The sequence below is a fragment of the Thermococcus sp. genome (assembly GCF_015521605.1).
Taxonomy (GTDB): domain Archaea; phylum Methanobacteriota_B; class Thermococci; order Thermococcales; family Thermococcaceae; genus Thermococcus.
In genome coordinates, this window is record NZ_WANV01000033.1 from 48,019 (window position 1) to 68,937 (window position 20,919).

The 20,919-nt window shown below is 50.5% G+C and carries 19 protein-coding genes; 12 read left to right on the forward strand and 7 right to left on the reverse strand.

Going from position 1 to position 20,919, the window contains the following annotated elements; all coding sequences use genetic code 11:
• Positions 1-183: 183 nt before the first annotated feature.
• Positions 184-597 carry a hypothetical protein gene (locus F7C11_RS07955; RefSeq protein ID WP_297092665.1) on the forward strand — a complete coding sequence of 138 codons (414 nt, stop codon included), beginning with the start codon at positions 184-186 and terminating at the stop codon, positions 595-597.
• Here F7C11_RS07955 and F7C11_RS07960 read toward each other — a convergent pair.
• From F7C11_RS07960 to F7C11_RS07990, 7 genes are all read right to left on the reverse strand, one after another.
• A complete protein-coding gene (locus F7C11_RS07960; protein WP_297092666.1) occupies positions 587-4,459 on the reverse strand; it encodes an adenosylcobalamin-dependent ribonucleoside-diphosphate reductase in 3,873 nt (1,290 codons plus the stop codon). The two genes, F7C11_RS07955 and F7C11_RS07960, sit on opposite strands and share 11 nt — an antisense overlap.
• A gap of 190 nt (positions 4,460-4,649) precedes the next feature.
• Positions 4,650-5,084, reverse strand: a complete 435-nt coding sequence (locus F7C11_RS07965; protein WP_297092667.1) for a ferritin family protein — start codon at positions 5,082-5,084, stop codon at positions 4,650-4,652.
• Entirely contained in the window at positions 5,081-5,896 is an 816-nt protein-coding gene (locus F7C11_RS07970) for an HAD-IIA family hydrolase (RefSeq protein ID WP_297092668.1), read from the reverse strand. Before F7C11_RS07970 ends, F7C11_RS07965 begins: the two co-directional genes overlap by 4 nt.
• 30 nt (positions 5,897-5,926) lie before the next feature.
• Positions 5,927-6,568: a TasA family protein gene (locus F7C11_RS07975; RefSeq protein WP_297092669.1), complete on the reverse strand. Its 642-nt coding sequence runs from the start codon at positions 6,566-6,568 to the stop codon at positions 5,927-5,929.
• A 39-nt stretch (positions 6,569-6,607) separates the two neighbouring features.
• Positions 6,608-7,597, reverse strand: a complete 990-nt coding sequence (locus F7C11_RS07980; protein ID WP_297092670.1) for a DUF1616 domain-containing protein — start codon at positions 7,595-7,597, stop codon at positions 6,608-6,610.
• The gene (locus F7C11_RS07985; protein ID WP_297092671.1) at positions 7,594-7,836 is read right to left on the reverse strand and encodes a hypothetical protein; all 243 of its coding nucleotides are present in this window, start codon (positions 7,834-7,836) and stop codon (positions 7,594-7,596) included. Before F7C11_RS07985 ends, F7C11_RS07980 begins: the two co-directional genes overlap by 4 nt.
• Positions 7,827-8,600 (reverse strand): hypothetical protein, encoded by a 774-nt coding sequence (locus F7C11_RS07990; protein WP_297092672.1) that lies wholly within the window; start codon positions 8,598-8,600, stop codon positions 7,827-7,829. Before F7C11_RS07990 ends, F7C11_RS07985 begins: the two co-directional genes overlap by 10 nt.
• A 41-nt stretch (positions 8,601-8,641) precedes the next feature.
• Here F7C11_RS07990 and F7C11_RS07995 point away from each other — a divergent pair, with 41 nt between their 5' ends.
• From F7C11_RS07995 to F7C11_RS08045, 11 genes are all read left to right on the forward strand, one after another.
• Entirely contained in the window at positions 8,642-10,420 is a 1,779-nt protein-coding gene (locus tag F7C11_RS07995; RefSeq protein ID WP_366927982.1) for a DUF4129 domain-containing protein, read from the forward strand.
• A complete protein-coding gene (locus F7C11_RS08000; RefSeq protein WP_297092674.1) occupies positions 10,417-11,439 on the forward strand; it encodes a DUF4350 domain-containing protein in 1,023 nt (340 codons plus the stop codon). The genes F7C11_RS07995 and F7C11_RS08000 overlap by 4 nt, the downstream gene beginning before the upstream one ends.
• Entirely contained in the window at positions 11,429-12,358 is a 930-nt protein-coding gene (locus F7C11_RS08005) for a MoxR family ATPase (RefSeq protein WP_297092675.1), read from the forward strand. The genes F7C11_RS08000 and F7C11_RS08005 overlap by 11 nt, the downstream gene beginning before the upstream one ends.
• A 3-nt stretch (positions 12,359-12,361) precedes the next feature.
• On the forward strand, positions 12,362-13,675 hold the full coding sequence (locus tag F7C11_RS08010; RefSeq protein ID WP_297092676.1) for a DUF58 domain-containing protein: 1,314 nt from the start codon (positions 12,362-12,364) through the stop codon (positions 13,673-13,675).
• Positions 13,672-14,220 carry a hypothetical protein gene (locus F7C11_RS08015; RefSeq protein ID WP_297092677.1) on the forward strand — a complete coding sequence of 183 codons (549 nt, stop codon included), beginning with the start codon at positions 13,672-13,674 and terminating at the stop codon, positions 14,218-14,220. The genes F7C11_RS08010 and F7C11_RS08015 overlap by 4 nt, the downstream gene beginning before the upstream one ends.
• Positions 14,221-14,290: 70 nt before the next feature.
• The gene (locus F7C11_RS08020) at positions 14,291-15,163 is read left to right on the forward strand and encodes a glycosyltransferase family 2 protein (protein WP_297092678.1); all 873 of its coding nucleotides are present in this window, start codon (positions 14,291-14,293) and stop codon (positions 15,161-15,163) included.
• 3 nt (positions 15,164-15,166) lie between these two features.
• A complete protein-coding gene (locus F7C11_RS08025) occupies positions 15,167-16,165 on the forward strand; it encodes a glycosyltransferase family 2 protein (protein ID WP_297092679.1) in 999 nt (332 codons plus the stop codon).
• On the forward strand, positions 16,162-17,136 hold the full coding sequence (pssD, locus tag F7C11_RS08030; protein WP_297092680.1) for a PssD/Cps14F family polysaccharide biosynthesis glycosyltransferase: 975 nt from the start codon (positions 16,162-16,164) through the stop codon (positions 17,134-17,136). The genes F7C11_RS08025 and pssD overlap by 4 nt, the downstream gene beginning before the upstream one ends.
• Entirely contained in the window at positions 17,124-18,284 is a 1,161-nt protein-coding gene (locus F7C11_RS08035; RefSeq protein WP_297092681.1) for a glycosyltransferase family A protein, read from the forward strand. Before pssD ends, F7C11_RS08035 begins: the two co-directional genes overlap by 13 nt.
• The gene (locus F7C11_RS08040) at positions 18,281-19,987 is read left to right on the forward strand and encodes a hypothetical protein (RefSeq protein WP_297092682.1); all 1,707 of its coding nucleotides are present in this window, start codon (positions 18,281-18,283) and stop codon (positions 19,985-19,987) included. The genes F7C11_RS08035 and F7C11_RS08040 overlap by 4 nt, the downstream gene beginning before the upstream one ends.
• A 4-nt stretch (positions 19,988-19,991) precedes the next feature.
• Positions 19,992-20,918: a hypothetical protein gene (locus F7C11_RS08045; protein ID WP_297092683.1), complete on the forward strand. Its 927-nt coding sequence runs from the start codon at positions 19,992-19,994 to the stop codon at positions 20,916-20,918.
• Position 20,919: the final 1 nt, after the last annotated feature.

Consider the following 20,919-nt stretch of genomic DNA (forward strand, 5'->3'; position numbering starts at 1 on the left):
TTGCCTGCAATGGGGTGCTCTGAAAAAATTTATCTCTCAAAAAAGAAAAATTACTTTGGATAGCAGGAAACATTTATATGGCAGAATAGAGCAGGGCATATTGGGGTGCCAGTTAGAGTTTAGTAGTGTGCTTGACTGCTGATGTTTCAGGCCCAAGAGCGTTGATTGTGGGGGGATTAATTGATGAATGTGAGGAATTTCCTGGGCGAGTTTTGGAGTGAGTTCCTCTTTATCTATCTTTTCATACCCGTGGTGTTCTGTATCTACGTCCTCGCTACTCCAACCCCCGAGAGATTTCCCGGATTTAGCTGGGAGGGACTTAAAAGTTTTGTATATTGGGTAGGTTTTTCACTGGCAATATACTTTGCCCTGATGAGAAATCCAAGACAGAGGAGAATTGCGGAGAAATACCACAGTAGCAAGAGGATGATGGCGTATTATATCCTCTCAGTGGCCCTGGTGGCTTTTCTTCCACTACAGTCTCGCTACGCCCTGTCTCTGATTATAATCTTGACTGTCTTTTTCTTCCACAGGACTTACAAAATACGCCTTGAGGAAATGGGTATAAAAGCCGAAAGAAGAGAAGCTAACTTATAACGCACTTGCTCCATCCACAGCGCGGGCACGTTGCACAGCCGCTCTCCATCTTGAGCTCGACGAGTTCACCGTCCTGCTCGTAGCAGACCGGGCAGTATGCAACGCCGAGGAGCTCCTGTATCTTTTCTTCAGGCACATCAGGCTTCTCGGCGTGATGCGGGTGTTCGTGCTTTGGCTTTGCCGCAACGGGCCTGCTTATCGAGAATGTGAGGGAGCTCTCGGTTTTCTCCTTGCCGTTGGTGCCGTTGAGTATGCCCTCGACGTTGATGAACTTCGCCAGCCACGGTTCGGCCTCCACCACCGCCTTCAGCTTCTCCACCGCGTAGGCGCTCGGTTTGACCTTCACGCGCTGCTTCTTCTCGCCCTCAACGCTGTAGACCTGCACCGAGAGCGAGCCGTCGCGGTAGACCGTTATTCCCTTACAGCCGAGCTTGTAAGCGAGGAGATATGCGGCTTTAACGTCCTCGACGGTGGCGTCGTTGGGCATGTTGATGGTCTTGCTCGCGCTGTCGGTGAGCCAGAGCTGGATGTTGGCCTGCGCCAGGATGTGGTCGAGCCAGTGGATGTCCATCGACGTGACGAAAACGCGCTGCATGTCCTCCGGTATCTCCTCAAGGCCCTGAACCGAGCCGTAGTTGTCGCTTATCTTCCTGAGTATCTCGTCGCTCCAGAGGCCGCGCTTCTTAAGCTCGGCTTCAAAGACGGGGTCGACGTAGTAGAACTCTCCAACCGTGACGCTCTTCTTGTAGACCAGGGCGAATATCGGCTCGATTCCGCTCGAAGTGTCTGCTATCATCGAAACCGAACCCGTCGGCGGACAGGTGGTGGTCATTCCGTTCCTCACACCGTAGCGCTTGATTTCCTCGGCCAGCTCGTCCCAGGGGAGGTTCCATATCTCGCGGTGATAGAAGCCCTCGACCGGCAGTTCACCCTCTCTGTACCTGCTCTTCTCGTAGAGCGGGAACGGCCCGCGCTTTTTCGCCGCCTCGACGGAGTATTTGTACGCGTAGAAGGTGAGGTACTCGGTGGCCTTCCTCATGAAGTCGAAGCCCTCTTTGCTGTTGTACGCTATGCCGAGCTTGAAGAGCGCATCCGCTAAACCCATCATTCCGACGCCTATCCTTCTCGTCAGCTTGGTGTTGTGGTCTATCTCCGGCAGCGGGAATTTATTGACGTCGATGGCGTTGTCGAGGTACTTGGCGACCTTCTGAATGACGTAGGCGTACTCGTCCCAGTCGAAGTACGGCTGGCCTTTCTCGTCGTACTTCACGAATTTTGCAAGGTTAATCGAGGCGAGGTTACACGATTCATAGTCATAGAGCGGCTCTTCTCCACAGTTGTGGCTCATAAAGCCGTTGCTTATGTAGGAGTGGTGCTCTGGCACCGTGAAGTCGTAGACGATTTCCTCTCCGAGTACTTCGACGCTCTCAACCGTCACGACTGGCTCGTCGATCTTTGTCTTCTTAAGGCTGAGCTTCTCCATCTTGTAGCCCTCAAAGCCTATCTTCTCCGCAAAGAGCTTCCTGCTGTAGTTTGCTATGACGAGCTCGTAGTAGCCCTTGGCCCTGTATGTTTTTTCTTCCCCGTCCTTGGTGGTGTAGTGGAACTCGCTCTCGTAGGGCCTCTCGTATATCTTTGAGAGGACCCCGAAGAGCAGGAGCAGATCCTGGACATCCCTGAGCAGTTCCCTGTCCTTTGAGGTGAGCCTTATGGCCATGTCGTTGTCCACGTACCCGTCGGCACTGAAGAGGCCTCTAAGGAATGCGGCCATTTCATTCGGTTTGAGCCTGTAGACTATTTCCGGAACCCTCTTCCCATTGCCCTTTACAATGCTTTCAATCCACCTGTAAGCCTCCCCGCGGACGCCGAGCTTTATCTGCCCGCCGTAGCGGTGTGGTTCGGCTTTAGTTCCAAAGTGCTTCGCCAGTATCTCCTTAACTTTCCAGGCAATCCCTTCCTCCTTCTCGGCGTTGAAGTAGAACCATGCCCTCCTGTCGTTCACGTTGAGGTAGCCGTCCCCGATGAACCAGCCGAGGACAAAGGCTAACTCCTCTCCTATGCTCTCACTTCCGAATTCCTCCTCCACTTCAAAGCGTGGGAGAAGTACCTCGTCGCCGGGCCTGAGTTCCCCAATCTCTTTCCACCCGTTGGGTGTCATAACCCTGTGGTCGAGCGTCGCGGTTATCTCGTAGCCTTCCTTCGTCCTCACTCTGGCAACCTTCTTCCTTCCGACCTTCCAGACGTAGGCGGGAACTGCAACCGGATCGGCAACCGCGAGGGCTTTTCCGTGGGCGGTTTCGTACTTGATCTCTTCACGCCCTGGCAGAAGAACCTCGACCGAGTAGGCGTACGGTTCTCCACCCTCCGCTATTCCTTCTACCGCCACGGCCTCCTTCTTACCTCTCTCCTTTGCGATGCTGAAGAGCTCCTCTGCCTTCAAATAGCCCTCCGGCGTCAGGATTCTGGTATCTCCAACGACACATGGGTTGGTGGCCCTTATCTTCTCGCCCTTTGCGGGCTCCAGAACGTTCCTCTTGTTGATGACGTCGAAGAACACCACGCCGGGGTCGGCCTTAGCCCAGGCCATGTAGGCGAGCTCCTCAAAGAGGCTCTTGGGGTCTATCTCCTTGACCTTCTCACCGGTTCTCGGGTTGATAAGCGGATAGCGCTTGCCCTCCTTCAGGGCCTCCCAGAAGTCCTCCCATATGCCCACGCTGATGTTGAAGTTGCTGAGCACGTTGGTTCCGACGTTCTTCTCCTTGGCGTGGATGAACTTCTCTATGTCCGGGTGCCAGACTTCAAGAATGCCCATGTTCGCCCCGCGCCTTACGCCACCCTGCTTGATGACGTCGCTGACGGCATCGATGAGGTGCATGAAGCTGACTGGCCCGCTTGCGGCGCCGGTGGTGGTCCCAACCAAATCGCCCTCAGGGCGGAGCTTTGAGAAATTGATTCCGGTGCCTCCACCGGCCTTTTGTATCATCGCCACATCGTGCGCCGCCTTCATGATGCTCTCCATGTCGTCCTCTATCGGCACGACGAAGCACGCCGAGAGCATTCCAAGCGGTCTGCCGGAGTTGATGAGCGCCGGTGTGTTCGGCATGAATACCTGGCTCGTCATGAGCCTGAAGTACTCCTCGACTTCGCTCTCATAGTCGTCAAAGGCGCCGTTTTCGAGCATCTTTATTACATCGTCGATTGGGACTTTCATCTGGCCCTTCTCGGCCAGCTCGCGGTAGAGGTTTAGGAGCCTCTCAAAGTGGTACTTGTTGAGCCTGAACCTTCCAATTGAGAGCTTCCCGTCGTACTCGTCCAGCTTTGAGAGGTACTTCTCGATCGCCTTGGGGTTCTGCCTGTGTCCTCCTTCCCTGTCAAAGACCCTCTCATCGTAGAGCAGGTCGGGTATGACCGACAGGACTGCGACGCGTTCGAAGAGCTCCCTCGGACTCTCAACTATCTCCCCCTTCTCGTTTTTTATCAGGTATCTGCTCGCCAGGACGCGGAGGGCGTTGATGGAGAAGCGCTTGTCTATCTCATCCAGTTTGTCCTTGTTGAGGATTTTCTTCTTCTCTTCACGGATCTCGGCCTTCTTCTTGCGGTAGAGGATGTAAGCTTTGGCCACGTCGAATAATCCGGCGCGCATGAGTTCGAGTTCCACTATGTCCTGGATGTTCTCTATGTGGGGAACCTGGCCGTCATACAGCTCGTTGACCCTTCTGACGACCCTTCTGACGACCTTGTTGAGGAGCTTCTCGTCGCGGACACCCACTTCAAGCATTGCCCTTTGTATAGCCCATTTTATACGCTCTTTATCGAACGGGACAATTCTGCCGTCCCTTTTCATCACTTTTTCAACCGGCATATAAACACCCCTGACATACAGCTGTTTATCGTTGCCCCCATTGGTAGAAGCATCAGCAAAATTTTATGTCGGTCACCCCTACATATACCTTACCCCGTTGGAAGTTGCCGGGGTGACGAATTTATGCCCCTAACTTTGCCTGGTATGTAAGGTGGTAGAAAAGGGGGATGTCGGATAATTTATCCAAATGTCAAAGGCCCTCGTAGACCAGTTTGAGCCGATAGGCGTGCTTGAGCTCTTCCCCGGCCATCATTTTAAAGATGTGCCCCAGCGAACCCTCCAGTATCTGGGAGAGCCTCGTGTAGAGCTCGTAGGCGTGTTTCTCCCTCACGAGAGCTTCGAGGATTAACTCTTCGAGGCTTTTTGGCTCCGCCCTCCCGTCGCTCAGCATGGGTTCGAGGGAGAGAGAGTCGAGGTAGTCTATGACCGCGGTTTCCTCCAGCGTCCCCTCCGAGAGCATCCCCTCAAGGGTCCTCCTGTGCCTGAGCTCCTCTTCCGCCATCAGCTGGAAGGTCTCCACGAGTTCCGGCCTCTCGAAGGTGGCAAAGGTCTCGCCGAGCTTGTGGAGGTTGTAGAGCTCGTTCTCCTGCCATATGAGCCTTTCGAGGAGTTCCTGGAGCTTCATTCCGACGCCTCCATAATGGTTTCCATATAGTCGAGCAGTTCCTTAACGCTTGGGATGACTAAATCCGGCCTTGTCCCCGTCCCCTCAACGTCCTTCAGCGTGCTCACCCCGGTTAGAACCATCACCGCCTTCATGCCGAAGCGCTTTGCGAAGGCCATGTCGGTGTCGAGCCTGTCGCCGACCATCCATATCTCATCAGCGTTGAGCCTGCTCCTCGCCACCTCGTAGGCCGGTTCGTTCGGCTTTCCTATGATGATGGGCTCGACATCGGTTGAGGCTCTCAGCGCGGCTATTATTGAACCCGCGCCGGGGTAGAGGCCCTCCTCGGCGGGATAGGTTGTGTCCGGATTGGTGCCTATGAAGCGCGCTCCGTTTCTTATGGCCAGCGTGGCGTACTTGAGCTTCTCGTAGGTTAAAGCCGGGTCGAGGCCGACGACGACGTATTTAACCTCTTTCCACAGGCCTTTCCGGGCATCGTCGATGCCAACGATTCCCCAGCCGAGGCGCTCCATCTCCCTGTGAAGACCATCGCCGCCGATGACGAAGACCTTCCCTGGCTCCATGTGCCGCTCCATGTAGAGTCTGGTGGCGAGGCCAGAGGTGACTATAACCTCCTCCGGGACATCGATTCCCATCGAAAGGAGCTTCTCCCTGTACATGGAGGGGCCCCTGGTCGAGTTGTTGGTGAGGAAGATGAAAGGAATGCCTTTCTCCTTCAGAAAGCGTATAAGCTCCCCCGCCCCCTCAACCGGCTCTCTCCCCCGGTAGATGACCCCGTCCATGTCGAAGATGAGGCCGATTTTTCTCCGCATGGAAAAAGAATGGAGGAAGGGTTTAAAAGTTCACTGCTCGGCACTGAGCTTCATGTCGACAACCACCCTGTCGGTCTGGCACTCGTTTCCCGCTTTTTCTGAGAACTTAAGGGTCATCGTGACTCTCAGGACATCGCCCCCCTTGAGAGGTTTCTCCGCGAGCACTATCCCCCTCCCGCTGAGCTCCCGCAGGCTCTTCCCCTCCACCGAGCCGACCGTCCACGAATCGTCCCCGAGGTAGACATTCAGCTCCTTCACGATGAGGTAGCCGCTGAGCTCCCCCGTGTCTGTCGTGTTGTCGACGGCCTTTTCCGCGGGGCTCATAGAGCCGTCTTCGAGGTCTTTGACGTTGAGCACCATGCTCAGCCTGGAGACGTCGATGTCGCCGCGGTTTTTGACGTAGAACGTAAAGGTTCCCTCGTCGCCGGGCTTCAGGTCGGAGAAGTCAAAGAGCTTGAGGTCGTTGTAGAACCTGTTTCCGTCTTTGCTTATGGCTATGTCGAACTCCCCGGAGGATATCTCGTTGTTCTTCGAGAGGGCCGTGTCGGTGAAGAGGGAGCTGGAGAACCCGGCGAGCACCAGCAGGCTGGCGAGGAGGCCGATTGCTACAACTCCTGCATATTTCATGAAGCACCACCTAACGTAGTAGGTCGGAAGAATTACGTAAGGCATGCTTATAAAATTTTCTCTTGAAATAGTAAGAAGTGGGGTTCAGGAGGTCACCTTCACGTTGAGCTTGAGGCTCTGCACCGTGCCGTTTATCGCCTCAAGGATGAGGTTCCTGGCCCCGGTTTCTGCGTAGTTCCCGTCCGGAGGTGCGGGGGGAAGCTCCGGAGGTTTGTCCTTGAAGAGGAGGAACCAGACCTGCCACTGGCCGGGTTTGTCGATGCTGAAGGTGTAGTTGGCCTCGAACTGCGGCGTCCAGTTGCCTTCGATGTTCACCGGGACGCTGGGCAGGGTTACGTTGAACCAGCCGGGCATGGGGTACATCTCGTGGATTATTGTCGTGTTCGTGCTGTTGTCCCACGTCAGGTTCACCAGCCATATCTGGACGTAGTAGGTCACGTTCCTGTGCTCGTGGTTGACTATGCCGATGATGACGGTGCCGTTCTCTCCTGCAAACAGGTCGGTCGGGTAGTCGGCGGCCTTTCCTCCCGGGCCCAGGATGTAGAACTCGGTGAAGGCCTCACCGGGTTTCGGGTGGGTGACCACGTAGGCGAGCGTCCCGATGGAGGTCAGTATGGCGATTATCAGGATGACGGTCAGTGCCCTGTCGAGCTTACTTGAGCGTTCCCACTCGAGTTCCTCCTTTATTCTGTCGAGGGTTATCCACGGTATCCAGGGACTTATCGCTTTTTTCCTCCTGTAAATTGCCGCCAGCGAGAATACCATGTTAAAGACCGTCAGGCTGACGAGTATTGGGATGAGCCTTATGCCCCACGGGGTGTAGTTCAGGGCGAGGCCGATGAGCGGAACGATGGCTATGCTGAGGCCGAAGCTGAGGGCGAGCCTCTCAAGGCTGTCGAGCTCCTTCCTCTCTGGGAAAAGGGCGGTTATAAAGACGTAGCCGGGGAAGAAGAGGACGAAGGCCAGGCCGAGGGCCTTTCTTAGAATGCTGTCAGGGTAGACTGCAATAAGGACGTCGAGGAGGAGTGAGAGTGCCATAATCATTATTAAATCCCAGTAGTCGCGTAGGTTCATGCACTCAGCACCTCGTAGACCTTTTTCATAACGATTATTACGAATATGACGATGAGGAGTTCAACCATGGGCTTCAGGCTCTCCTTCTGCTCCCTGCTCATGAAGAGGCCTCCCACTTCCAGGGTTATGAGGAGGCCTATGAGGGTCAGCGTCAGGAACACGTCAACGCTTCCAGCGGTGAGGGCCGATACGATGATCCAGAGGGACAGGACGAGCACTATGTAGTCCTCTACATCCATTCCTCGACGCCTCCCAGCTTTCTCGCCGATATCTCTATCCCGTAGTCCTTTTCCTCCACCTTCTCCACGTGGATTAGCTCCCCCGTGGCCTTTGCGAGGGCGAGCAGCACCGAGGAGCATATCGGACAGGGCATCTTTTCACATGCTCCGGCATCGCAGGGAATCGTCGGCTGGACGATCACCCTGAAGGAGTTCTCGGCTTCCTCTATGTAGACCCTCCCTGCCAGTCCGAGGGCCTTGAGCACGGAACCGGCGGCCGCCTCAACCTCTCCGGGCCCTGCACCGGCCAGGGAATACTCAAGGTGCTCCTCGTACTTCTTTACAAGATCAACACCCAGCGGCCCGAGGAAGAGCCCCATGGCCCTGTCGTTTGGAACCTCCGTCAGGAAGACCGTGCCCTCGTCTATCCTCGCCAGGTCAATCTCAAAATCCTCATGGAGAGGGACGAACACCCCTCCTTCGGGCAGGTTCTCGAAGGGGGGTATGTAAACGGAATTTCCTTCCAGCCTCAGGTTCTCAACGAATGACCTGGAAAACCTCTCGTAGGATTTCATGACCAGGCCTACGGACTCCCTTTTCACGTACCCTGAGGACTTGAACGTGAGCACAACGGCCCCCAGGAACATCCCGGCGATCCCCAGGTTTATGTAGCCGGCCACGACGTTGAGAAAGCCGTAAACGGCCAGGAAGCCGCCGGCCGCGAGCAGAGAGGCACCCACGATGTTCTTCGCTTCCATTCTCTCCCCCACGCTCACAACAACCATTAACCTTAAAAGATTTGTCTTACCATGAGTTGTTGATTAAAATGAGGAAACTGGCACTCTTCCTGCTCATCTTCATGCTGGTTTTTGGCTATGGTACCGTTGCCGCCAGGGGGCCGGACTACCTGACGGCAGGTTCTGACGATTACGGGACTTACATTTACTTCAACTCCTTTTTGAGCGAGTTTAACCTTCTCTTCTCTGGGATTATTGGCGGAGAGAACGGCACGGTTGAAACTGCTGCGGAACTGTACTCCCAGCTGAACGCCACCTACGAGACCCTCATAACCTACTCGGCCACCGGAATCGGCCAGAGCGCCCTTGATGTTGCCCCCTACTTCGTCCAGATGGGTTCGTGTGCCGTTGAGATGGCCTCCGGGAACGGGCTCTTCAGAGAGTCTTTTTCGGAGGGCGACTACCCCGGTGCAAGGAGGGCGCTGATAAGGATGAAGCTGGGCCTGAGGGAGTGCCGTTCTGCCCTCGATTCGATCTCCTCCGCAACCCTCACCGGGCCAAACGGAACCCGGCTGGCGTTTGACGTGGGAGAGTTGCGCGCTAGGCTGGGGGAGCTTGATCTCCTGATTGGGAGGTATGAACGGCTTCTGGATCAGGTCCAGGTTCCCGAAAACTTTACACTCTCCGTCTCCAATCCTGCCCCCTACGCCTACGAAAACGTGACCTTCTACGGCTTCACCCTTGGCCTCAAGGACGTGCGGATCCTAATAAACGGCACGGCCTACAGGGCCAACGTCACCAACGGAATGTTCCACCTTGAGGTTTCCTTCGAGAGGCCTGGAGTTTACCATGCCACGGCACTCGGCCTCAACGGGACCCGGGAGGTCTTTTCAAACACCGTGAACGTGTCCGTTGGGAAGGTTCCCACGAAGATACTGGCCAGCGAGAGCGTTTCGCAGGGCGTTACCATCGAGGGCTACCTCCTGGACTACTTCGGCGATGGCGTCCCCTGGAGGAGGATACTGCTCAATGTTGGCAACGAGACGTACTACGGGATAACCGACGAAAACGGGAGCTTCCGGTTCTTTGTGGGAAACGTCTCAGAGGAGATGAACGCGACTGTGGTCTTTCCCGGCGATGGGATAAGGATGGAGAGCTCCCTCGTGCTGACCCTCTTCCCCGCCAAGGACAGGCCTCTGATAAGGCTGTTCCGGGAGGGAACCCGGGTCAGGGCTGGCGAGGACGTCCCGATAAGGGGAACCGTCTACGGGGACTATGAACTGCCCCTGACGATCTATGTGGACGGCAGGCCATATTCGAGCCTCAGGGCCAATGGGAACTTTACGTTCACCGTCAGGCTCTCCCCGGGGAGGCACGAGGTGTACGCCTACTTCAGCGGGAGCGATGAGCTGGCTCCGGCGGCCTCAAACGTCCTCGTTCTTGAGGCGGTTCCAATAGACTACACCCGGAGATTTTTGCTCTTCGTTCTATTCCTCATTATCGCGTTTGCGGGCTACAGGCTCATGACCAAGAGGAAACCCGCGGGGAGGGAACCCGGAGAGGCTCTGGCAGGAGCCCTCAGACCCGGGGAGGGGGTGTCCATCCAGGGGAAGCCCGACCTGAGAAGGGCCTACAGGGTCGTGTACGGTCTGCTGAAGAGGATCTACGGTCTCCCGAAGTCCACGACCCCCAGGGAGCTCCTCTCTCTCCTGAATTCCGAGCCCTTTGCGGACAGCCTCGCCGCCTTAACGCGGCTCCACGAGAGGTACGTCTACGGGAGGAAGAGGCCGGGCGCGAGGGACGTACTGAAGGCCATCAAACACGCCTCCCTGGTGATCGTAGGGGTTTTCGTGAGGGATGAGCTATGAACAGGGTGTTTTACGGCGTGCTCCTCATAGTGGGCATCGGCCTCATAATAATGCCCCTCTCGGTTCCGGTCTTCAAGAGCGACGCCCCGTACAGCGTGCTCAACACGAAATGGAACGGCATCTCTGGCTTTGGGAAGCTCCTCTACACGAGCGGAGAGATAACCCCCCTCCTCGCCCCCTACGACTCAGTGGGGCTTGGGGAGCTGGAAGGGACGCTCGTTGTTGTGGGGCCGGACGTCGACTTCTCGGAGGGGGAAATTGAGGAGCTTAAGAGGTTTCTGGAGAAGGGGAACACCCTCCTCCTTGCGGACGACTTCGGTACCGGCAACCAGATTCTTGCCGGCCTTGGGCTGGACGTCAGGTTATCAAGGAAGCCCATCCTGAGCCTCACATACTCCAAAAACGCCGATTTTCCGGTGACTATGGACGTAAGGGACCCGGAGCTTGCCAAGGGGGTCTCCCTGCTAGTTATGAGCCGGCCGGCGGCTATACTCAACGTGCAGAACGCCCTGGTTTACACCAGCAACGCCTCGATGCTCGACGGGACTTACGGTGCTTTCCCGGTCGTTGCAAGGATTCCCTACGGGAAGGGGATGATAATCCTCGTCTCCGACCCGGACATCTTCACGAACTCGCTCTACAGGGAGAACGAGCCCTTCCTGAAGAACCTTGTGGAGGGCCTCCCGAAGAAGACCTTCTACATCGATGAGGCCCACCACGCCGACTTCAACCCCTACTCCTCAGGAAGCGTCGTCATAAGGAGGACGGTCAACAGGGAGCTGGTGTTCTACTACGTGCTCTTCGTGGCGTTCATAGCTTTCATCTTTGAGAGCGGCGTTGCTGGGAGAATACTCGCGTGGCTCGCCTCCCTGGTGGCGAGACTCTTCGGGGAGGAGGGGCCTGACCAGGAAGAACTCATCCGGAGGCTTGAGGAGAAGGGCCTTGATGGGGATAAGTTAAAAACCATACTCGAGGAAATCAGAACCGGGTCGAGGATAGGTGGTGGTTATGGACGGTAAGGGGTTTATGCAGCGTCTTAAAAGAGAGGTCAGCAAGGCCGTTGTGGGAAAGGAGGATATAATCGAACTCCTCACCATCGCTCTCCTCTCTGAGGGTCACGTTCTCATAGAGGGAATCCCCGGGGTGGCGAAGACCACCATAGCCAAGGCCTTCGCAAGGGCCATAGGGCTGAGCTTTTCGAGGATACAGCTCACCCCCGACCTTCTTCCGGCGGATATAATAGGCGTCGTCTACTACGACCAGAAGAGCGGCGAGTGGAAGACGAAGCGGGGGCCGGTATTCGCCAACATAGTCCTCGCTGACGAAATCAACAGGGCCCAGCCGAAGACCCAGTCGGCGCTGCTTGAGGCGATGCAGGAGAGGCAGGTGACCATAGAGGGCACGACCTACGGGCTCCCCCAGCCGTTCCTGGTGATAGCCACGATGAACCCCCTTGAGCATGAGGGTGTTTACGTCCTGCCGGAGGCCCAGCTCGACAGGTTTCTGCTCAAGATCGAGATAGGCTTCCCGGACAGGGAGGAGGAGATAAGCCTCCTGAAGAGGAAGAGCCTCGGCGAGTTCTACGACGTCGAGCCCATAATAACCCACGAAGAGCTCATGGGCCTCATCGCCGACGTGAAGAGTGTCAGCGTCAGCGACGAGGTGATAGAGTACATCTACGCCCTCATCTCAAGGACGAGGAGCGATGAGAGGCTCCTGTTTGGCGCGTCCCCCAGGGCTGGCGAACATCTGCTCTACGCGGCCAGGGCCTCCGCTTTCCTTGACGGGAGGGACTACGTCATCCCGGACGATGTCAAGAAGGTCGCCCCCGCTGTCCTCGCCCACAGGCTGATGCTGAGGGCCGAGTACGAGCTGGAGGGCGTCAAAGTTAGGGACGTCATAGAGAACGTGCTCGAGGACACAGAGGTTCCGGTGTAGTCGATGAAGCGCGAGGACCTCATCTTAACCCTCTCCTTTCTCCTGATCCTTGAAGGCTACCTCGGGGAGAGCACAGCCCCCGCATTACTGGGGTTTTTCTTGCTCCTCTACGTCTACGGCCTCCGCTCGGTCGTTGAGCTGAAGATCGTGGGGGAAAGGGTTCTCGAAAGCCATCAGCTTGAGGAAGGAAAGCCTGCAAAGGTCTTCGTGAGAATAATAAACGGGGGGAGCGGCGCTTCCGTGAGGCTCGCCGACCCAAACGGGGAATTCGAGGCTTCCGGCCTTGGGGAGTTCTATCTTGAGCCCGGTGGGGAATGGGAGGGCTCATACTCAATAAAACCGAATGCCCGCGGCAGATTCGTTCTCAAACCCCTTCGGGCCCTGGTTCAGGACGCGAGGGGCCTCTACTTTGAAGAGTTCCTGATCGGTGAGAGTACTGAGGTCACGGTTTACCCCTCCGTTGAGAGCATAAGGGACGCGGCGAGGCTCGACTACAACCTCAAGCTGGCCGAGGCCTACAAAAGGGGCGTCCTCCTCGGCACCGAGAGCCTTGAGATAAAGGACCTCAGGGAGTACCAGCACGGGGACGACTTCAAGAGGATAGACTGGAAGGCCACCGCCAGGCTGGGTGAGGTCATAGTCAGGGACTTCCTGAGGGAGAGCAACGCCGACGTTTACATCTTCCTGGACAACACGAGGGAGATGCGCAAGGGCCTGAAGATGGCCAAGATAGACTACGCCTCGGTTCTCGCCCTTCAGCTGGCGGCGAGCCTCGTCAAGAGGTTCAGGGTGGGGATGGTCATCTACGACGACGAAACCGCCGAACTCGTCAGGCCGGGCAAGGGCTCCCCACAGCTTGAGGCGATGAGGAGGAAGCTCGCCATACGCGGCAGGAGGGGCAGGATGAGCCTCAGGTTCGACTTCGAGACCGGCTTCGGTGAGAGGGCGAGGGAGTTCCTCGGCAAGGTGCTCCCGCTCAAGAAGGGGCGGAAGGGGAGCACGGGGGTCTTCGAGGGCCTTTCCATGGTAAAGCAGAGCTCCTACATCATCTTCATAACCGACCTCAGCAACCCGAGGGAGCTCTACCGGGCGGTCGCCCTGGCCAGGAGAACCCACAGGATTCTGATACTCTCCCCCAACCCTGTCCTCTTCTACTCCGGGAAGCTCGACGAGAGAACCCTTGAGAGGCTCTACCGGGCCTACACCCAGAGGGAGGAGCTGTTAAAGAGGTTCAGCCTCCTGGCTCCGACCATCGACCTCGGGCCGAGCGACTACCTCCGCGAGCTGATGAAGGCGTCCAGCGGGTGGGGCAGATGATCGGCGTTATCTCGGTCGTCATAGCGGGCATCATCACGGGAAACCACGTCCTCCTCCTCGCGCCGGTAGTGTACCTCGCGGGCCTGAGGAGCAGGGACGTGGGGCTGGTTGCCTATCTGATCTTCGCCCTCTACGCCGGGGGCAGGCTTCCACCCACCGACCTGTACACCTACGACGGCCTTGTGACGTCTCTGGTCTTCTCGGGCTCCATGGTGCTTCTCTTGGATGATTCCCTGAGGGGAAAGACCAAGCCCGGGAGACTTGAGCTACTGGTGCTGCCCCTCATGCTCCTCGGAGTCCTCGTCCCCGAGGCCTTCATAGCGGGGGTGGTGTTCTACTTTGCCCGGGGGTTCAGGGTCGATGTCAGGGTGGCGGCCATCCTTGTGACAGCGTCGGCGATTTTCTTCCTTCTCAGGAACTACCTGGGCGGCCTGGGATCCGCCCCAGACCAGGTCGCCGTGCTCGCGGGCTTCTCAATGTTTTTGGCCGTGCTGACTATGCTCAGGGGAAATCTTAAAAAGGTGGACTCCTTTAGGTGGAAATGAATTGGGAGTCCTCTGCCCATACTCGTGATGCTGTGCATCGAAATTATAACGGACTGTAACGGTGACTTCGATGAGAACCCTGATAATCATCCCCGCCTACAACGAGGAACTGACTATCGGGTCAGTCGTGGCCCTGGCCAGGAAGTACGGTGATGTTTTGGTAGTTGACGATGGAAGCAGTGATAGAACGTCCGAAATAGCCCAGAAGGCCGGGGCGGTTCTTATACGGCACGATTCCAACAGGGGAAAGGGCGCTGCTCTGGGCACGGGATTCGAGTATGCCCTCAGCAAAAACTATGATGTGGTCGTCACCATGGATGGGGACGGCCAGCACAATCCTGATGAGATACCCTTAATTTTGGAACCCATTGTCAGGGGAGAGGCCGACCTCGTGATAGGGTCGAGGTACCTTAACGGGAGCAGAAAGAAGATACCGCTGTACCGGCGCATCGGTCTCTGGGTTCTTAACAAAGGAACCCAGATGGCGGCGGAGGTCAATGTTGATTCTCAGAGCGGATTCCGGGCCATTACCCGCCGGGCGTTAAGGACCCTGAACCTTAACAGCACCGACTACTCGATAGAGACCGACATGGTTGTAAAGGCAAGGGACGCTGGGATACGGATCGCTGAAGTCCCCATAAACGTCCGCTACGATGTCCCCAAAAGGCACAAGAAGAACCCCTTATCCCATGGGCTCGGTGTCCTGGCGAGCATCGTGGGGCTGATAGGGTACAGGCGGCCCCTGCTGCTCTTCAGTCTTTTAAGCCTCATTTCCTTCGTGGTTGCAGGCGTTCTGGCCTACTGGGCGCTGGAGCCGTACTACGCAGGCGGAAACGTCTATCTCACCCAGGCCATCGGCGCCGGAATTTTCACGATAATTGGGATACAACTGTTCATCGGCGGTCTTATGCTTAATGTGCTGGCAAAGATGGTGAGGGAGTGAGATATGAGTCTTTCAAATAAGGCGAGCGTAATTATAGTCACGTACAACCACAAAAAATACATGACGGACTGTTTAACTTCCGTTCTGGGCAATGACCCGTTAGAGGTTATCGTTGTTGACAATGGCTCCACGGATGGAACTCCTGAATTCATCGAAGAGAATTTCCCAGAGGTTAAGGTCATAAGGAGTCCAAAGAATATGGGATATGGGGGAGGGAATAATTTGGGGGTTGTGCATGCAAGGGGAGAATATGTTGTAATTTTAAATCCGGATACTAAAGTTGGAAAAAACTGGCTTGAAGAGCTTTTAAAACCCTTGGGAAAAGAAGAAAAACTAATTACTACACCAAAGATTTTGACATATGATGGCTCTAAAATAAATACCTGTGGCAACATAGATCACTTTACTGGACTAACATTTACAAGGGGCCTAAATGAAAGTCCTGAAAAGTTTGATAGATTTGAATACTTAAGTGGTTTGTCTGGAGCTTGTTTTGCTATGAGAAGAACGGACTATCTAGAGCTTGGGGGTTTTGATGAAAACTTTTTAACATACATGGAAGATGCGGAATTTTCTTGGAGGGCTCATGCTGAGGGATTTAAGATTTTGTATGTGCCAACTTCAATAGTATATCATGATTATGAGCTTAGAGTTCCCCCCCAAAAAATTTATCATCTTGAAAAAGGAAGGTATATAGTTTTAAGGAAGTACCTAAGCTGGAAGGAGCTTTTGCTAATGCTACCCTCATTGTTGGCAACTGAAATACTGACATGGGGCTACTCACTTTTAAATGGGGTTGAGGGGGTTAGGTTCAAGATTAAAGGATTAAAAGATGGAATTACCGCAAAAGTTGAAAAAACAGAATGTAATAGAAAAAAACTATTAAAAAGCCTGGATTGGAAAATCCCTGAGGAGCAGTTAAGCTATAATACAATTGACAGAACTATAAAAAAAGTTGTAAATTTTATTTACTGGGTAAATTACAGGGTGATAGCGAAATGAAAATTGCTCTAGTTTGCTCTCACGGAGGACATCTTACGGAAATGCTTTATCTGATGGATACCTTTAAGGGCCATGATGTGTTTTTCATAACGTATGATCATCCAAGAACAAGAGCTTTGTCGTATAGAAAATACTTATTTCCAAACTTCGGAGAGAATCCTTCTAGGATTATAACTAATTTGCCAAAAATGGTAAAGATCATGTTAAAAGAGAAACCTGACCTCGTACTCAGTAATGGGGCTGAAATTGCGATTCCATTCTTCTATTTGGGGAAAATTTTTGGAATAAAAACGATCTTCATAGAATGCTATACAAGAATTGATGAACCGACTCTAACTGGTAAGATTGTTTATCCTATTTCGGATTATTTCTTTGTCTTGTGGCCAGAAATGCTTCGACACTATGGAAAGAAAGCAAGATATGTGGGGGGACTGTTTAAAAAATCTAAGAGGAGGGTTAATCTTAAAGAAAAGAAAAATCAAATTTTTGTGATAACTGGAACTCATTACTTAGGCTTTGAGAGGTTGGTAAAAGCTGTTGATAAGATTGCTGAAAAAATTGGATATGCCGTAATAATTCAGCTGGGAAACACTTCTTACAAACCCAGAAATGCAAAGTATTATGCTTTTATGGATTATGAGGATATGAAGAAAATAATGAGAGAAGCTAAAATCATTATAACCCACGGCGCAATAAGTTTAATAGATGCATTAATTTCAGGAGGTTATGTCATATCTTTTCCAAGACTAAAACAGTTTGGTGAGGTTATAAGTGATCATCAATTAATTTTTTCAAGGAAACTTGAAAAGGAGGGATTAGTAGAGGTCGCTACTAATGAAAAAGAGCTGTGGGACCTATTAGCTAAGTTATTATTAAAGCCAAAAAGAAAGAGTTTATCTTCAATTGTCATAAACAGGAGAATTGTTAATATCTTAAAAGAAATATTGAGGTGTGACCAATGGGAAGATTGAAAATTTCCGTGATAATCCCTACAAGAAATAGAGTGTTGCACCTAAAACGGTTATTAAAAAATATAAATAATCAAACTAGGGTTCCGGATGAGGTTATAGTAATTGGGCATATAGAGGATACAAAAACGAAGAATTTCCTTTTAGGTCTTGATAAGAACCGGTTTAAATTTAATTTAAAATTTCATTTTGCCAAGGGAGGTTCTTCGAAGTCAAGGAATATAGCAATTTCCTTGAGTGAAGGAGATGTTCTGGTATTTTTAGATGATGATGTTATATTGGAAAAAGACTATGTCAAAAATATTGAGAAAATATTTATTTCTTGCCCTGAAGTTAAGATAATAACAGGATATACTTTTGATATAATAGATTTAGTAACCCCGTGGATTGTTAAAAAGGGAGATATTAAATATATTTGGGAGAATGGGGATGATGAGTTCATTAAGGTAATACTGAAAGAAATAGAACTAAGGTATCCAGATAAAATTGGTATTTTCGAGAAAAAGGTGAGAGAAATTTATTTCTGGCATCTATTGAAAACCTTTAGGAATATCATTAAATCAATATTCCTATGGGAGTCACCATTTAAGGGAAAAATTCTGGCTTCTGGATATCGAAGTGAGTTCCCAGAAATCTCGAAGATAGAAGAAAGAGGGGGATTAATAGAAGTAGAATGGATTCAGGGAAATAATTTCGCAGGAATTAGAGAGGTATTTAAGAACTTTAAGTTCAACGAAGAGCTTGAGAGACTCCACAGTTATGCTCTGAATGAAGACTTGGAATGGTCAGCACGGGTTTCAAAAAAATATAGAGTGTATCTCACATCCCACGCCAGACTAGTCCATCTAAGAGCGTCAATAGGGAATAGAATAGATCATAGAGTAAGATTAAAATCCCTAGTTATCAGCACTTATTACATTGCTAACATTAAAGGAAAAGGAAGTAAAATAGCACATCTGTGGGCGACCTTTGGGTTGCTACTGGGTAGTATGGCCCATATAATTATAAATCCAATAAGAGCAATTGATGAGATCAAAGCAGTACTAGAAGGATTGAATGAAGTAAGGAGCAGCTATAAGAAGAATAGATATACAAAGAAAGAGACGGACTCGGATAGAAATAAAGGCTCTACTAAAGGTGTGAAAATATGAAAAACACAAATAATATACTCCCAAAAATATTGCCTTTATCTGTGGTAGGAGACGACATAAACATTACTGTAAAAAGCTTGTTAATCTTAGGAATAGCCTTAGTTAATTATGTCCTGCTCTTTGGAAGGCTCAAGATTGGAACTTATGGTGGAGTATATTCATATGGGATTACAGGGCTTTTCTCTATAGCACTTGTCTTGTTGACAATTTTTCTAGGGATATATACCAAAAAAACACTCAAATATTCATATATTGCCATTTTCTATTTAGTGTTACTCTTTTTTGTTCCGCAGATATTTGCAAATCTCCCAATATTTCCTTATGTATACCGAATTTATGGCCATATTGATTATATCCTTCACACAGGTCACATACATCCTGAAGCTCCAAGATTGGGTTATCAAACTTGGCCTGGGGCTATGTTCTTAGGAGTCATATTGGTGATAATATCAAAAATTGGCCTGTATACTCTTTTAACTCTCCCTGTTCTTTCCTATTTGATTAATGTGCCCATTTTCTATCTCTTATTAAAGGATCTGACAAAAGATCAAAGAAAAGCAGTTATAGGAGTGTTATTTTGGATAACCGCGGGCTATGGGTTTGGATGGTTTGTACCTGGAGTATTAGCAACTTATTTGGAGATGGTAGGGATTTATGTATTATTTAAACTCTACTCAGGAAAATTAAAAATAAACAAGAATTTTTCAGAGTTCTGGGGTATTTTAATGTTGCTAACTTTGACTTTGATCTTTACCCACTTATTGACAAGTATCTTCTGGGCCATCACAATAATGATTTTTTTAATTTTGTCAGTAGTTACTAATGACAAAAAAATTCAAACATTGAATATGGTTCTCCTGACAATTTTCATAATTCTAGAATTTTACTGGATATTCACTCATACGTATGCACTTTATCTGTTTAAGTCAAGAGTGAGGTATCTCCTAGCATTATTTTCAGGTGCTCTTAAAGCTACTGATAAATGGACTAGTGTTGCTCAGACAGGATTAACACAGCATGCTGAGATATTGAGAATTAAGGCTTACTTTATGTATTCCATAGTTGGAGCAAGTTTAGCTGGAATGTTGATTGTAATTGCTGGGTCTCTAAAAAAACTCATTAAAACAAGAAAAATCGATAGGATAGTGCTCCTTTTAGTGCTCCTTTTGATTTTCTATAGTATTGGGGTATCAACAATAGCTGGAAGTTATAGTGGAGAAATTCCGTCAAGACTGTTTGGAGGGAGTAAATATATTTTTGTGATTTTTTTTACATTGGCGCTTAAAAATCCAAAATTTGGAAGAGCAGCCATTATGGTACTATTTATCTTCTCATACTTGCATGTACTGTGTACTTATGGCAATATGGCTTATGATTATGTGGCGCCTAATGAGATTACTGGAATGTATTATACCTCAACAAATATTCAATCAAAGTTTTATACAATCCCAGATGCATTGTGGGATATGGAATATTTAAAAAAAGATGAACAATATATTCTACCTATAACCCTGCTCTTAAAAAATGACAATATAACAGGGGGCATTGTTGTAGTGTCTTCCAGAAGAATCGACGGGTATAGGTTCTTTACGGGAAAAGAGCTTGGTCTGACATCAATACGAATAAAAAGTTCAAAAATATATTGTTCAGATAACCAATATACGAATGTTCCAAGCAAATTTGAGATATATTATTGGGGGTGACACTATGGGGATACAATCAAAGATCACAAGACTCAGAAATAATTGGAGAAATTTAAGAACTAGACAATTTTGGGAGGATGTGCTTATATATTATTTGTCAAAAATTATTTATCCACAAAATAAAGGGGTGTTTATAATTGAAGAAGAATGGGACAACCTAATTATCTTAGACGCATGCAGATATGATAGTTTCAAAGAAGAATTTGAAAAAAGAAATATGAAGGGCAAATTAACATACAAGATATCCAGAGGTTCGGGAACACCCGAATTTCTTGTTGAAAATTTTGGAAATAGAAAATTTGATGATATAATTTATATCACTGCTAACCCCTATGTTGATCTTCTATTGCAAGGACGGTTTTATAAGATAATTTCAGTCTGGAAGGATGGATGGAGTGAGGAGTATAATACAGTCTTACCCTCAACTATGTATGAGTACACATTGGACGCTTTAGTTAAATATCCTGATAAAAGATTTATAATACACTTTATGCAACCACATTATCCATTCATATCCTTAAAAGTTGAGGGAGATACTGGGATAAAACACCAGAGAGAAGCGACTTTAGCAGGGGAAACTGTATGGCAAGATATTACAATTTGGGGACTGATGAAAGCGGGGATTGTGTCTTTTGAAGATGTGATAAAAGGTTACAAAGAAAACTTAAGTTTAGCTTTAGATTATGTAGAAAAACTTGTGGATATACTTCCGGGGACGACAGTAATTACTGCTGACCATGGAGAAGCGTTCGGGGAAAAGTTACATCCATTAATTCCTATCAGGGTTTATGGTCATTACAATGGAGTTAGGATAGAACCTCTAATAAAGGTTCCTTGGCTTGTAGTTGATGAAAAAGACAAGATACTAAAGAAACCTGAAAAGTTGAAGATAAAGCAAGCAATAAAAAAATTAAATAATAAAACAAAGTAGG

Excerpts from the sequence above, each read along its gene's own strand:
- F7C11_RS07955 (WP_297092665.1), top strand. The coding sequence starts at position 184 with ATGAATGTGAGGAATTTCCTGGGCGAGTTTTGGAGTGAGTTCCTCTTT.
- F7C11_RS07960 (WP_297092666.1), bottom strand. The coding sequence starts at position 4,459 with ATGCCGGTTGAAAAAGTGATGAAAAGGGACGGCAGAATTGTCCCGTTC.
- F7C11_RS07965 (WP_297092667.1), bottom strand. The coding sequence starts at position 5,084 with ATGAAGCTCCAGGAACTCCTCGAAAGGCTCATATGGCAGGAGAACGAG.
- F7C11_RS07970 (WP_297092668.1), bottom strand. The coding sequence starts at position 5,896 with ATGCGGAGAAAAATCGGCCTCATCTTCGACATGGACGGGGTCATCTAC.
- F7C11_RS07975 (WP_297092669.1), bottom strand. The coding sequence starts at position 6,568 with ATGCCTTACGTAATTCTTCCGACCTACTACGTTAGGTGGTGCTTCATG.
- F7C11_RS07980 (WP_297092670.1), bottom strand. The coding sequence starts at position 7,597 with ATGAACCTACGCGACTACTGGGATTTAATAATGATTATGGCACTCTCA.
- F7C11_RS07985 (WP_297092671.1), bottom strand. The coding sequence starts at position 7,836 with ATGGATGTAGAGGACTACATAGTGCTCGTCCTGTCCCTCTGGATCATC.
- F7C11_RS07990 (WP_297092672.1), bottom strand. The coding sequence starts at position 8,600 with ATGGTTGTTGTGAGCGTGGGGGAGAGAATGGAAGCGAAGAACATCGTG.
- F7C11_RS07995 (WP_366927982.1), top strand. The coding sequence starts at position 8,642 with ATGAGGAAACTGGCACTCTTCCTGCTCATCTTCATGCTGGTTTTTGGC.
- F7C11_RS08000 (WP_297092674.1), top strand. The coding sequence starts at position 10,417 with ATGAACAGGGTGTTTTACGGCGTGCTCCTCATAGTGGGCATCGGCCTC.
- F7C11_RS08005 (WP_297092675.1), top strand. The coding sequence starts at position 11,429 with ATGGACGGTAAGGGGTTTATGCAGCGTCTTAAAAGAGAGGTCAGCAAG.
- F7C11_RS08010 (WP_297092676.1), top strand. The coding sequence starts at position 12,362 with ATGAAGCGCGAGGACCTCATCTTAACCCTCTCCTTTCTCCTGATCCTT.
- F7C11_RS08015 (WP_297092677.1), top strand. The coding sequence starts at position 13,672 with ATGATCGGCGTTATCTCGGTCGTCATAGCGGGCATCATCACGGGAAAC.
- F7C11_RS08020 (WP_297092678.1), top strand. The coding sequence starts at position 14,291 with ATGAGAACCCTGATAATCATCCCCGCCTACAACGAGGAACTGACTATC.
- F7C11_RS08025 (WP_297092679.1), top strand. The coding sequence starts at position 15,167 with ATGAGTCTTTCAAATAAGGCGAGCGTAATTATAGTCACGTACAACCAC.
- pssD (WP_297092680.1), top strand. The coding sequence starts at position 16,162 with ATGAAAATTGCTCTAGTTTGCTCTCACGGAGGACATCTTACGGAAATG.
- F7C11_RS08035 (WP_297092681.1), top strand. The coding sequence starts at position 17,124 with ATGGGAAGATTGAAAATTTCCGTGATAATCCCTACAAGAAATAGAGTG.
- F7C11_RS08040 (WP_297092682.1), top strand. The coding sequence starts at position 18,281 with ATGAAAAACACAAATAATATACTCCCAAAAATATTGCCTTTATCTGTG.
- F7C11_RS08045 (WP_297092683.1), top strand. The coding sequence starts at position 19,992 with ATGGGGATACAATCAAAGATCACAAGACTCAGAAATAATTGGAGAAAT.